Genomic DNA, 13109 nt, shown 5'->3' with positions numbered 1-13109 from the left:
TAAATCTGCGAATCTGCGGTTTAATATTGTGTTCAAATATTTAATCCTTATCAGGAAACACCAAAGAAGCGATTACAGACAATATTAAAGCTCCGCCTACAACAGACAAAGATAAACTCGTTGGAACGTGATAAAACGGCGCTATAATCATTTTAGTTCCGATAAAAGCCAAAATAAATCCTAATCCATATTTCAATTTACTGAACATGTACATAAAGTTCGCCAAAAGGAAATACAACGAACGCAATCCTAAAATTGCAAAAATATTCGACGTATACAAAATAAAAGGATCATCTGGAGCAATAGCAAAAATCGCTGGAATACTGTCAATCGCAAATAATAAGTCGGTAAATTCTACAATTGCGACTACCACAAACAAAGGAGTTGCTACTTTAAGTCCGTTTTCAATCGTGAAGAATTTATCGCCATCGTATTGATGGGTTACATTGAAAAATTTATATACAAATCGAGCACCTGGACTTTTTGTAAAATCTTTACTTCCTTCATCTTCTTCTTGACTCAGTGCCGATTTAATTCCGGCAACAATCAAAATAATTCCGAAAAGAGTTAACAAGTAATTGATTTTAACCATGTATCCAAAAAGCTCCATTTCAGGCAAATAGGTGTAGTTCAATAGCCAAACGCCCGCAAAAATGAATATTGCTCTAAAAACCAAAGCCCCAATCACACCCCAAAATAACACTTTGTGTTGGGCTTCTTTAGCAACGTTGAAATAGCCAAAAACTAAAATAAATACAAATAAATTATCAACCGAAAGTGCTTTTTCAATCCAATACGCACCTTGAAATTGCATGAATTTTTCGGCTCCCATGTAATGATAAATAATACCACTAAATCCCATTGCTAAAGAAATCCAAATCACCGACCAAATAGCCGCCTCACGATTGGAAATCACGTGTCCTTTTTTGTTTAAAACACCTAAGTCTAATACCAACATGGCAATGATGGTAATCGTAAAAGCCGTAATAATTCCTGGGTGATCGATTAAATGATCAATTGCACCTGTTTTTAATGAGAATAGCATGGATTTAATTTAGTTTTTCTGTTAAGGCTTTAAAAACGGTTTTTGCGTCTTTGTTTTCGTATAAAATTTTGTAAACCGCATCAATAATTGGAGTATCAGCCCCGTATTCTTGGTTTAGTTTGTAAGCACTTTTTACCGCATAATAACCTTCCGCTACCATACTCATTTCCATTTGTGCTGATTTTACGGTGTAGCCTTTTCCTATCATGTTTCCAAACATTCTGTTTCGAGAAAATACGGAATATCCTGTTACTAACAAGTCGCCTAGATAAGCCGAATTGTTAATGTTTCGTTTCATGCGATGTACTTTACGAATGAATTTCTTCATTTCGCGAATACCGTTACTCATCAAAACCGCTTGAAAGTTATCGCCATAACCTAAGCCATGTGCAATTCCGGCCGCAATGGCGTAAATATTTTTTAAAACGGCTGCATATTCAGTTCCAATGATATCATCTGAAGTTTTGGCTTTGATGTAATGCGAACTCAAATTTTTAGCTACGAATTTGGCTTTTTTCTTATCACTACAGGCAATCGTTAAGTAGGATAAACGTTCCATTGCCACTTCTTCCGCATGGCAAGGTCCTGTTACAACACCTATATTTTCAAATGGAATATCATATTTAGTATGAAAATGTTCACCAACAATCAAACTCGATTCAGGAACAATTCCTTTGATAGCAGAAAAAATAAATTTATTTTTCAAACTTTCTGTTAAGTTCTCCAATTCTTTACTTAAAAAAGCGGATGGAATTACAAAAATCAGATAATCTGCATAGGCAACTGCTTCGTTGATATCGTTTGTAAGTTTCAATTTATTAGTGTCAAACGCAACCGAACTCAAATAGTTTGGGTTGTGTTTTTGATGTTTTAAATGCTCAATAGCATAAGTGCTTCGCATGTACCAAGCAATTTCGTCTTGATTTTCACAAAGCATTTTCGCAATTGCGGTAGCCCAACTTCCCCCTCCTATGACTGCAAATTTTGGCTTATTTTCCATTTTCCGATTTAATTTAGAACATCAAAAATAGGCATTTAAAAAGGATTTACAAAAAACGTTTGCGAAACTCTTTTTTATAATGGATTTAAACACGAATTCCACGAATTAACACCAATTTTCTTTGCTTTTTTGAGGTTCAATTTTTTAGTAAAGCTTTCTAAACTTTGCTAAAAACTTCTAAATTTTGCATTAAAAATTATTCGTGTTAATTCGTGAAATTCGTGTTTTAATTTTTAATAACTCATTTCTACAATAGCTCTTACTTTTTCCAAAGTAATATTCTGTTTTTCACCCATGGCTTTCCAACCTCTTTCTTCGAAACGATTTACAATGAAATCAGCTGTGTTTTCGATGTTTTCAGCGTTTTCCGAAATTTTGGTTTTCATGCCCATTTTGTGGAAGAACTCAACCGTTTTTTCAATTGCTTTTTCTGCAATTTCTTCAGTTGAATTGCCTTGAATTTTCCAAACGCGTTGTCCGTATTGTGCTAATTTTTCTTTTTTCGTGTCGAACATCACGCGGTATAAATTTGGACCAATGATAGCTAATGTTCTCGCATGATCAATTTCGTATAAAGCCGTTAATTCATGGCCAATCATGTGCGTTGCCCAATCGGAAGGAACTCCTTTTTGAATTAAGCCATTCAATGCCATGGTGGCACTCCAAACAAAGTTGGAAGCTAATTTATAATCATTTGGATTTTCTACTACATCTGGACCAATTTCAATTAGCGTTTGTAAAATACTTTCTGAAATTCGGTCTTGCAATAAAGCATCGTGAGTATAGGTTAAATATTGTTCCATTACGTGTGTGAAAGCATCCACAACACCGTTTTGTAATTGTCTTTTTGGTAAAGAAGTAATTACCGTTGGATCAACAATGGAGAAAACCGGAAATAAAGCGCTTCCGCCTAAGGTTAGTTTTTCTTGTGTAGCTTCAATCGTAACCACAGCGCCTGAATTCATTTCCGAACCGGTTGCTGGTAACGTTAAAACGGTTCCAAAAGGAATCACTTTAGCAACATCTTTGAATAAAATACGTTTTTTCAAAATATCCGCTTCATCGCCTTCAAAATTAACGGCAGCCGAAATAAATTTCACACCATCAATCACGCTTCCACCACCAACAGCTAAGATGAAACCAATTTTTTCAGCACGAATAATCTCAACCGCTTTCATCAAAGTTTCAAAACGAGGATTCGGTTCAATGCCACCAAATTCCACAATATCGTGATTCGGCAAAGCCGCTTTTACTTGGTCATAAACACCATTTTTGAAGATACTTCCACCTCCATAAGCTAGCAGAATCTTTGTGTTTGTTGGAACTAAATCAGTTAGTTTAGCAATTTGTCCTTTTCCAAAGACATAATTTACCGGATTGTATAATTCGAAGTTTAGCATAACATTTTATTTTTTAAGAATACAAAGTTACGCAATGGGATTGGTAACGAATGGTAAAGGAATGTTAAGGCTTTAAAAATTTAGCAATTTCAGTGTGGTTGTTTGTAATGTAAGTTATCAAATATTGATGATCCTCATTTTCAAAAAAGACATACCAAGTTGTTCTTGAATTGCTATTATAGAAGATGAATTTTGAACCCAATGAATAAAGAGGTAAAGGCGTATTTTTGTATGGAAAATTCGAAATGTTTTCTTCAATAAAATCAATGATTTTATCTTTATAATCAATGGCATTTTCTAGATATGAAAAGTAATTTTCCTTGTAAAGGATATAAATTAATTCGTTTAAAAAATGTTCTACTTCGGGTTTGAAGAAAACTTTTACTTCTGCCATTCTAAACTTTTAAGAAAAGAAGTTGTTCGTTTTTTTAATTCTTCAGCTGTAATGGCAGTTTCTAATTCCTTTTTGAAATTAAATGTTTTGTGTTGTTTTCTAAAATTATCCAATTGATTAATTGTGGTTTCATCTTCTACAGAAGATAACCATTTTAATAATTCCGATCTTTTAGATACAACACTCATGTTTTCAATTGCTTATTCAAAAATACAAAATTTTTCAAGAAATAGATTTGTTAGTTTCAAATTTCTTATTGAAGTAATTCAAATTTTTTAAAATATCATCTTTATCACTTTGAAAACTAAACAAACTATAAACTTTTTTACCTTTTGATTTTGAAAAAATTATCAATTCATAGTAAGTAATATGTCTCGAGGGCTTTACTAAAGCGCCAAAATCATAAATATCATCCCATTCATATTTAATATTCTCGATTTCAAAGCCTGTTAAATTAATTTTTATCAACTTACTTTTTCTGAATTTCAAATAAACAAGATTTGCAATCATTCCAATTCCTGAAAAGATTAAAATTGGAATAAAATTATCACTGTCTTTAAATCTAAAACATATTAAAACAATTGCTAATCCAATTATTATTAATGTTCCATTATTTGATTTTTTTGTATCAAAAATAATTTCTTCTTTTTCAGTTGTTGAAACACCAAATTCAGTTGAACGCAAAAAGTAATCTTTATTGAAAAGTTTGTCCTTTATTGAGTTACCTTTCTTGGGTAAATTTTCGATTTGTTTTTCAAAATCAGTATTCATATTCTATTTAAGTTTACTTCTTATAAAACAAATTATGTTCCACATATTCCCAAACTTTATTCGGTAACATTGGCACTACATTTTTACCGTTTTTAATGCTTTCGCGAATGAAAGTAGAAGACAATTCAATCACAGGTGCACCAACTCTGTGAATTTTTTCATGATTGATAAATTGCTCATCAATTTCACCTGAATTTAGTCGCGGATAGACATAAATATCATGGTTTTGCAAAATGACTTCATAATTTTTCCACTTGTGTAGCGAGTTCAAATTGTCTTCGCCCATGATTAACGAAAATTCATGTTTCGGAAATTTTTCTTGTAAATGCGCTAAGGTATTTACGGTATAATTCGGCTGTGGTAGTTTGAATTCGATATCCGAAGGCTGGATTTTCGGGAAATCTTCTGTTGCCAAATGCACCATGTGCAAACGATGATAATCATCTAACAACGAACTTTTCTGTTTGTGTGGATTATGAGGTGTAACCACCATCCAAATTTGATCCAAATCAGAATGCTCCGCCATATGATTGGCAATGATCAAATGCCCAATATGAATGGGATTAAACGTTCCAAAATACAGACCTATTTTCATTTTTTGTTTCACAGAGTTTCACGAAGTTTTTCACAGAGTTTCACGAAGTTTTTTGTGCTACTTGGTGCATAACTTAGTGAGACTTTGTGCTATACTTTTATTTACTAATAAAATCCTTTACCAATTGATACGCTTCTTCTTTTGCCACATCTAAATCATAATTTTTGATGATGGTGTCAAATTGTGGTGCAGTTGCTAATTCTACAGACGCTTTTGCGATACGCATATTGATTTTGTCTTCGCTTTCTGTGGAACGTTGTTTTAAGCGGCGTTTTAATTCGTCAACGCTTGGTGGTTTTACAAAAACAGCTAAGGTTTCGTTCGGAAATTTGCTTTTAATACGCAATCCGCCCGCTACATCAATGTCAAAAATCACGTGTTTTCCTAAAGCCCAGATGCGTTCTACTTCGGTTTTTAAAGTGCCGTAGAAATTATCAGTATAGACTTCTTCCCATTCTACGAAATCTTCTGCTTTAATGTGCTTTTTGAATTCATCCCATGAGATGAAATAATAATCTTTTCCATCTACTTCTTCGCCACGAGGCGCACGAGTAGTACACGAAATCGAAAATTCTAAATTCAAATCGGGTTGGGCTAATAAATGTCGTACTATAGTGGTTTTTCCTGAACCTGATGGCGCAGAGAATACTAATAATTTTCCTTTGGTCATTGTGTTGTGTTATTTTCTAGTGATAAGTAATTAGTGATAAGTGAAAAGCTTATTTAAGTGATTTAGAAAAGGCATTTATCATTTTAGATTCTTCTATAATAAGTTCTAAAATTTCATTATACAATTCAAAATTAACAATAAAACCTAATTCTTTTGCTATGATTAATTGAGTTTCTAGTTCGCATAGAGAACCTCTTGAGATATCTATAAAATGGCTAAAAGATTTGTCGGTGTTTCTTCCATAACCTTCTGCTATGTTAGAAGGAATTGAAACGGAAGCTCTTTTAATTTGACTTGTTAGAGCGTATAATTCTTCCGTTGGAAATGCTTTGGTTAATTGATAAACTTTTACTACCAGAACTATTCCTTTTTTCCAAATTAATAAATCTTTATATGAACTTATACTACTCATTTTTTGGCTTTTTACTATTCACTTGTCACTTTTCACTAAAATTAAAGAACATTCAAAACTTGCTCCTTAATCTTTTCCAATTCATCTTTCATCATCACCACCAATTTTTGCATTTCGGTATGATTCGATTTTGAACCCATGGTGTTGATTTCTCTTCCCATTTCTTGCGTGATGAAACCTAATTTTCTTCCGTTAGCTTCTGTTCCGTTTAAAGTTTCTAAGAAATAGTTCAAATGGTTGCCCAAACGCACTTTTTCTTCAGTAATGTCGTATTTTTCTAGATAAAAAATCAATTCTTGTTCGAAACGATTTTCATCTACATTGATTTTTAATTCATCTAAAGCAGTACGTAAACGTGTTTTTACGGTTTCAATGCGTTCGGCATCGTAAGAAACGGCTTCGTTCATTAAATTGTTGATGTTTGCGATGCGCAATTGGAATTCTTTTTCCAGTGAAGCGCCTTCGTCTTTCCTAAAATTAGCAATATTTTCCAATGCTTCATCAATCACGGTTTGGATTTGTTTCCATTCGTTTTCATCGATTTCGTCGCGCTCTGTTTTTAATGCATCAGGCATACGAACCGCCATTTTCATTAATTCTGTTTCATCTGCAGTTGGAATTACAGCTTTCATTTGGTTAATGTACCCTTTAACAATCGGGACATTGATTTTAGAAGTCGTTTCTTCGCCAGTTACTTCTACATATAATGAAAAATCAACCTTTCCACGCTCTAAACGTTGCGAAATTTGATTGCGTAAACCCAATTCCATTTCACGAAAAACCGATGGCATTCGCGTATTTAAGTCTAAACCTTTACTGTTTAGCGATTTGATTTCTACGGTAATTTTTTTGGTTGGTAATTGCAAAGATGCTTTCCCAAAACCCGTCATGGAGTGTATCATACGTTATAAAAATGTCTTCAAAGATAAGAAAAAGTGTTCAGTGTTCAGTTTTTAGTGTTCAGTATTGGAATTCTAATTAGGAAGTAGATTTCTTTTGGGTAACCAAATAAACTCCGACAAATATCAATACAGCCGAAATTAATTTCACTAAACTTAAATCGTCTTTTCCTAAACTAACGGCGAAAATAGTAGCGAAAAGGGGTTGTAAATAGATGAAAACCGCAACGGTTGTAGGTTTTAGTTCTCGCATGGAAACTAAATTCAGCAAATAGGTTAAGAAAGTCGAAAATACGACTACAAAACCAATTTTCCAGCTGATATCTGTTGGCAAATTAGCGAAATCTATAGCTTGAAATTCGCCCCAACCAAAAGGCAACACCATCAAAAAACCAAACGTATAAATCCATTTCACGAAGGTGAAGGCGTTGTATTTATCCATTAATTTTTTCACGATGATGAGGTAAAATCCGTAGGAAACGGCATTTACAAAAACCAATAAATTTCCTAAAGATGCGTTTGTTGCGTTTACCAATGATTTTCCGTAAAGAATCAACGTTATCGTTCCGGCTAATCCTAAAATGATTCCTAAAACTTTTCGGTTTTCCATTCGTTCTTTCATGATGAAAGCGGATAAAACTAGGACAATCATAGGTGTGGTAACCATTAAAACGGCTCCCATAATGGGCGAGGTGTAGCTCAATCCTTTGAAAAAAGTCAGCATATTAAAAGCAACTCCGAAGAACGCTGCCGCAATAATTCGAGGAAAATCTTCTTTAGCGATTTTTTCTTTGGGTCCAAAAAAGGAAATCAACCAAAATAACAAAACCGAACCACCAACACGCATTACGATAAACCCGAAAGCATCGACATATTTTGGCATAACATCTTTAGCAATCGTAAAAGTTACGCCGTAAATAATGGAAACTAAGGTAGCGGCAACTAGTGCCCAACTTCTTTTTGACATTAGCTTAAAACAGTAATTACTTCGTGAATGTTTTTTGGACTATTTCCAATGTAAATCTTCCCATCGATAATAAAAACTGGGCGACTTAAAAACGTGTAATGTTCTAAAAGATATTTTTTGAAATCGGCTTCCGTTAGATTTTTATCTTTTAAACCTAATGATTTATACAATTGTGCTTTTTTACTGAAAAGCGCTTCGTAACTTCCCGAAAGTTGGTACATTTCTTCTAAATCGCTTTCCGAAATTGGATTTTGACGAATATCGATAAACGTCAATTTATCAGAATTGGGTAACGATTTGATGATTTTTCGACACGTATCACACGAAGCCAAATAGTATATTTTGTTCATTTTGATGTTTTTCAATTTCTGATGCAAAAATACAGCCTTTTGAATTCTAAAAATCAGTAATTTTATAAAAAAATTAGACATGGACGCAACTTTTAGAATTTGGGAAACCAGCCGCGGATTATACAAGAATTTCTTAGATAATTATTCGTTGGAACAATTGAATACAATTCCAGCAGGAATGAGCAATAATTTGATTTGGAATTTGGGACACGTAGTTGTTTCCCAACAGAAATTGGTTTACGCTTTATCAGGTTTGCCAATGCATATTTCGGATTCGCTTTTTGAGAAATATCAAAATGGTTCGCGTCCAGATGGGAAAACTACGCAAGCTGAAGTTGATGAAATCAAGAAATTACTATTAGAAATGGTTGAAAAAACGAAAGCTGATTTTAAAGCTGGAATTTTCAAAGAATTTCATCCGTATCAAACCAAAACGGGATTTCATTTAGGAACTTGGAAAGAAGCGATGGAATTTAACAATTATCACGAAGGAATTCATTTAGGAATTATGATGTCGATTAAAAAGCATATTTAGTGAATTGTTAACGATTCGAAAAGCAGCATCAAACAACTTTTATTTACCTTTGTAAAAATTTTTAAAAAATGAAATTCAATACAAAAACGATACATGGTGGGCAACATCATGAAAAAGTAACGGGAGCAGTAATGCCTCCGGTATTTCAAACTTCTACTTATGTTCAATCAAGTCCTGGGAAACCAGTTGGTGATTATGAATACAGTAGAGCAGCAAATCCAACAAGAACGGCTTTAGAAGACGCTTTGGCAAGTATCGAAAACGGAGCAAGAGGTTTAGCTTTTTCTTCCGGATTAGCAGCAACCGATTGTTTGTTACGTATGTTTAAAGCTGGTGACGAAATCATCGCTATGGACGATTTATACGGCGGAACGTACCGTTTATTCACAAGATTATATAAAGATAGTGGTATCAAATTTCATTTTGTGGATATGAATGATTTGGAGAAATTCCAATCGTTAATCAATGAAAACACGAAATTGGTTTGGGTGGAAACACCAACAAATCCTTTAATGAAATTAGCGGATATTGCTGCGATTGCTCAAATCACAAAAAAGCACAATATTTTATTTGCTGTTGATAATACCTTCGCTACACCATATTTACAAAAACCATTAGATTTAGGTGCGGATATTGTAATGCATTCGGCAACAAAATATTTAGGAGGTCATTCCGATGTAATTGCAGGAGCTTTGATTATTAAAGATAAAGCATTAGGTGAAGAATTACATTTCAAACAATTCGCAACAGGGGCAACATTAGGACCAATGGATTCCTTCTTGGTTTTAAGAGGAATCAAAACGTTGCATCTACGTGTACAACGTCATTGTGAAAACGGTGAAAAAGTTGCGGAATATTTGAACAATCATCCTTTAGTGGAAAGAGTGTATTATCCAGGACTAGCTTCACATCCATTTCATGAAATTGCTAAAAAGCAAATGAGCGGTTTTGGAGGAATGGTAACCTTTACTTTCAAATCAGGTAAAAAAGAAGATGCGATCAAGTTCTTAGAAAACCTAAAAGTATTCACTTTAGCAGAATCGTTAGGTGGAGTGGAATCGTTAGCGAATCATCCAGCATTAATGACGCACGCTTCTATCCCAGAGGATAAGAGAAAAGAAGTAGGTATTTCAGATGACTTAGTTCGCTTGAGCGTAGGAATTGAGGATATCGAAGATTTATTAGTAGATTTAGAACAAGCTTTTAAATAATAAAAACAATAAAAAATAAAAAACCGATTCAATTTTTGAATCGGTTTTTTTAATGTTGTAGTATTTATTAATCTAAATAATAAATGTATCCGAAATGAAACCATAAGTTCCAATCGTTAGCTTTGTTTTCAGTATACACTTTTGGGTCTGGATTTAAACCATCAACCCAGTCAGAAAAATAGTATTGCCATCTAAGTTCAACAAATAAATCTGAAAGTTCAGTTAATTTATATCGTGTACCAACACTTGAAACCACAGACCACGTACTTCCACCTTCAGAAGAAGTTGCGCCATAGTATTTTACAGGTGTTGATATTGGGGTTTCAAGAGGCCCTAGTTCAGAGTAAGTTCCGTTTTAAAAAAAAGAATAATGAGCTCCGAGTCCTATGAATGGGGCCCAAGATCCATTTGAAGCTGTAAATTCTCTAATACTTAGTGGGTAATATTCTAGTTGCATACCAACATCAGTAACTTTAGCCTCACCTTTCATGGCTCTTAATTGAGCTGCTATGATAGAATTTCTTTCAACCCATTTTCCAAAGTGTTGTAATTGAGTACTGTTGTATGATAATTCAGAACGAACCTTAAAGTGGTCATTAAAATATGTTTCAGGCGTGTAACAATTACATTCTGCACGATAGGCAAAATTCATGTAGTGGACTAAACCTACACCAAAACCAGTATTTCCAGCGTTAGTTTCAAAATCATGTCTTACTCCAAAATCGGATTGCATAGCCACGCCGCCAATAAATGCACCAACTTCGTGGGAGAAACCAAATTGCGCCATCATTGGAAAATTAACTCCTAAAAGCATTATTAGTAGGGTTTTAATTTTTTTAGTCATTGGTAAAAAATTTCCATTATCGGACAAATATATAAAAACAAACTGCACTTCGAAAAAAAAGAATGTTTTTTCTTTCTAGTAAAGCTTTTAGTTAAAAAAGCGAATTATCATAATCATAATTTTATATTAAAAATTCACTAAGTAATTTTTAAAATGTATATTTGTCGACTTAAATTTTGCGAATTTCATAATTTAAGAAAAAGTCTTAATTTAATAGATATGTTTATCTAAAGTTTTATAGTATAATGGAACAAAAAATCAATGATTTTATGGCGCTTGTTGAGGCCAAAAATCCAAACGAACCAGAATTTTTACAAGCAGTTAGAGAATTTGCAGAAACTGTAATGCCTTTTATTGCAAATGACAAAAAGTATGATGGCAAAAATGTACTTTTAAGAATGGCTGAGCCAGAGCGTTCAGTGATTTTTAGAGTGCCTTGGGTTGATGATAAAGGTGAAATTCAAGTTAATAGAGGTTTTCGTATTCAAATGAATTCTGCTATTGGACCTTATAAAGGTGGAATTCGTTTTCATCCTACGGTAAATTTATCGGTACTTAAATTTTTAGCTTTTGAACAAGTTTTCAAGAATAGTTTAACAACGCTTCCAATGGGTGGAGGTAAAGGGGGTTCAGATTTTGACCCACAAGGAAAATCAGATGCTGAAATTATGCGTTTTTGCCAATCATTTATGACAGAATTATGTCGTCATATTGGACCTGATTTAGACGTTCCTGCTGGTGATATTGGTGTTGGAGCAAGAGAAATTGGATACATGTTTGGTCAATACAAAAGAATTAGAAATGAATTTACTGGGGTTTTAACTGGAAAAGGTTTAGCTTACGGAGGATCATTAATTCGACCAGAAGCAACAGGTTATGGAGTTGTTTATTTCACACAACAAATGTTGAAAACTAGAGGAGAATCTATTGAAGGAAAAACAGTTGCCATCTCAGGTTTTGGAAATGTAGCATGGGGTGTGGCGTTAAAGGTAAATGAATTAGGAGGTAAATTGTTAACAATTTCTGGTCCTGATGGTTACATATATGATGCTGATGGAATTTCTGGAGAGAAAATCGATTTCATGTTAGAAATGAGAGCAAGTGGTGATAACAGAGCTGAGGCTTATGCAGAAAAATTCCCTTCAGCTGTTTTTCACAAAGGAAAAAGTCCATGGGAAGCTAAAGTAGATGTTGCAATTCCTTGTGCTACACAAAATGAATTAAACGAAGAAGATGCTAAAAAATTAATTGCTAATGGAGTAATGTGTGTTACTGAAGCGGCTAATATGCCTTGTACTTTAGAAGCTATCAAACAATTCTTAGATGCAAAAGTGTTGTTTGCTCCCGGAAAAGCAGCAAATGCTGGTGGGGTTGCAGCTTCTGGTTTAGAGATGACACAAAACTCTATTCGTTTAAATTGGACTAGTGAAGAAGTAGATGCTCGTTTAAAAGACATCATGACAGGAATTCATGGTCAGTGTAAAAAATATGGTACTGAAGCAGATGGTTATGTGAACTATGTTAAAGGAGCCAATATTGCTGGTTTCGTTAAAGTAGCAGATGCTATGTTAGCTCAAGGAGTAGTTTAAAAATATTTTTTAAAATATAAAAAGCTCTTTTAGGAAACTAAAAGAGCTTTTTTCTTTTCAAATTTATATTAAAATTAAAATTAATTACGTTTGTAGTATATTTGTATTAAATACTTTCAATGAAAAAAGCTATTGTTTTATTCTTTATTTCTCAATTATTTTTTGCGCAACAAAATAATCAGTTGTGGAAAGGTTATTTTTCCTATAATGAAATAGTTGATGTTGAGGCGGCTTCAAATTCGGTGTTTGCAGCAACTCAAAATGCAGTTTTCTCAAAAGCAACTACATCTAGCGATTTAAAAATTTTTAATTCAATTAATGGTTTTAAGCCTGAATCTATCACTACAATTCATCATTCACAATCTACCAACAAAACTTTTGCTGGAAACACAAATGGACTACTATTAGTAATTAATTCAGATGGTTC

General features: G+C 33.5%; 15 protein-coding genes and 2 pseudogenes. 4 read left to right on the top strand and 13 right to left on the bottom strand.

The window, feature by feature from the left end:
• Nucleotides 1-40: 40 nt before the first annotated feature.
• The 12 genes from B4I81_RS06465 to B4I81_RS06410 all read right to left on the bottom strand — a co-directional run bounded on the left by B4I81_RS06465 (nucleotide 41) and on the right by B4I81_RS06410 (nucleotide 8503).
• Nucleotides 41-1018 (bottom strand): TerC family protein, encoded by a 978-nt coding sequence (locus B4I81_RS06465; RefSeq protein WP_291108944.1) that lies wholly within the window; start codon nucleotides 1016-1018, stop codon nucleotides 41-43.
• Between the two features lie 31 nt (nucleotides 1019-1049).
• Nucleotides 1050-2045, bottom strand: a complete 996-nt coding sequence (locus B4I81_RS06460) for an NAD(P)H-dependent glycerol-3-phosphate dehydrogenase (protein WP_291108903.1) — start codon at nucleotides 2043-2045, stop codon at nucleotides 1050-1052.
• Nucleotides 2046-2278: 233 nt separating this feature from the next.
• Nucleotides 2279-3445, bottom strand: a complete 1167-nt coding sequence (locus tag B4I81_RS06455; RefSeq protein WP_291108901.1) for an iron-containing alcohol dehydrogenase — start codon at nucleotides 3443-3445, stop codon at nucleotides 2279-2281.
• Nucleotides 3446-3509: 64 nt separating this feature from the next.
• Nucleotides 3510-3839: a hypothetical protein gene (locus B4I81_RS06450; protein ID WP_291108899.1), complete on the bottom strand. Its 330-nt coding sequence runs from the start codon at nucleotides 3837-3839 to the stop codon at nucleotides 3510-3512.
• Complete coding sequence (locus B4I81_RS06445) at nucleotides 3827-4027, bottom strand: hypothetical protein (RefSeq protein ID WP_291108897.1); 201 nt, start codon at nucleotides 4025-4027, stop codon at nucleotides 3827-3829. Before B4I81_RS06445 ends, B4I81_RS06450 begins: the two co-directional genes overlap by 13 nt.
• 34 nt (nucleotides 4028-4061) lie before the next feature.
• Nucleotides 4062-4610 (bottom strand): hypothetical protein, encoded by a 549-nt coding sequence (locus B4I81_RS06440; RefSeq protein ID WP_291108895.1) that lies wholly within the window; start codon nucleotides 4608-4610, stop codon nucleotides 4062-4064.
• A gap of 13 nt (nucleotides 4611-4623) precedes the next feature.
• The gene (nadD, locus tag B4I81_RS06435; protein ID WP_291108893.1) at nucleotides 4624-5205 is read right to left on the bottom strand and encodes a nicotinate (nicotinamide) nucleotide adenylyltransferase; all 582 of its coding nucleotides are present in this window, start codon (nucleotides 5203-5205) and stop codon (nucleotides 4624-4626) included.
• A gap of 97 nt (nucleotides 5206-5302) precedes the next feature.
• Complete coding sequence (gene gmk, locus B4I81_RS06430; RefSeq protein ID WP_250580153.1) at nucleotides 5303-5875, bottom strand: guanylate kinase; 573 nt, start codon at nucleotides 5873-5875, stop codon at nucleotides 5303-5305.
• Nucleotides 5876-5924: 49 nt separating this feature from the next.
• Nucleotides 5925-6287 carry a four helix bundle protein gene (locus tag B4I81_RS06425; RefSeq protein WP_291108890.1) on the bottom strand — a complete coding sequence of 121 codons (363 nt, stop codon included), beginning with the start codon at nucleotides 6285-6287 and terminating at the stop codon, nucleotides 5925-5927.
• Between the two features lie 41 nt (nucleotides 6288-6328).
• Nucleotides 6329-7189, bottom strand: a complete 861-nt coding sequence (locus tag B4I81_RS06420) for a YicC/YloC family endoribonuclease (protein WP_291108888.1) — start codon at nucleotides 7187-7189, stop codon at nucleotides 6329-6331.
• Between the two features lie 76 nt (nucleotides 7190-7265).
• On the bottom strand, nucleotides 7266-8153 hold the full coding sequence (locus tag B4I81_RS06415; protein ID WP_291108886.1) for a DMT family transporter: 888 nt from the start codon (nucleotides 8151-8153) through the stop codon (nucleotides 7266-7268).
• Nucleotides 8153-8503, bottom strand: coding sequence for an arsenate reductase family protein (locus B4I81_RS06410; protein WP_026725142.1), 351 nt, complete (start codon nucleotides 8501-8503; stop codon nucleotides 8153-8155). The genes B4I81_RS06415 and B4I81_RS06410 overlap by 1 nt, the downstream gene beginning before the upstream one ends.
• 79 nt (nucleotides 8504-8582) lie before the next feature.
• On the opposite strand from B4I81_RS06410, the gene B4I81_RS06405 reads away from it, so the two are divergent.
• Both B4I81_RS06405 and B4I81_RS06400 read left to right on the top strand, forming a co-directional pair.
• Nucleotides 8583-9038 carry a DinB family protein gene (locus B4I81_RS06405; protein ID WP_291108883.1) on the top strand — a complete coding sequence of 152 codons (456 nt, stop codon included), beginning with the start codon at nucleotides 8583-8585 and terminating at the stop codon, nucleotides 9036-9038.
• 68 nt (nucleotides 9039-9106) lie between these two features.
• Nucleotides 9107-10249, top strand: coding sequence for a cystathionine gamma-synthase (locus B4I81_RS06400; protein ID WP_291108881.1), 1143 nt, complete (start codon nucleotides 9107-9109; stop codon nucleotides 10247-10249).
• A gap of 67 nt (nucleotides 10250-10316) precedes the next feature.
• Here the strand turns inward: B4I81_RS06400 and B4I81_RS11855 are convergent.
• Nucleotides 10317-11093, bottom strand: a pseudogene (locus B4I81_RS11855) (THC0290_0291 family protein).
• Between the two features lie 245 nt (nucleotides 11094-11338).
• Here B4I81_RS11855 and gdhA point away from each other — a divergent pair.
• Together gdhA and B4I81_RS06385 are read left to right on the top strand one after the other, a co-directional pair.
• A complete protein-coding gene (gdhA, locus tag B4I81_RS06390; RefSeq protein ID WP_291108879.1) occupies nucleotides 11339-12682 on the top strand; it encodes an NADP-specific glutamate dehydrogenase in 1344 nt (447 codons plus the stop codon).
• Between the two features lie 119 nt (nucleotides 12683-12801).
• Nucleotides 12802-13109: pseudogene (locus B4I81_RS06385) on the top strand (ABC transporter substrate-binding protein); the annotation flags it as partial.

The organism is Flavobacterium sp. UBA6195, assembly GCF_002422095.1.
Lineage (GTDB): Bacteria > Bacteroidota > Bacteroidia > Flavobacteriales > Flavobacteriaceae > Flavobacterium.
Note: the sequence above shows the minus strand (reverse complement) of the source record. Positions and strands in the feature narration are given on the sequence as shown.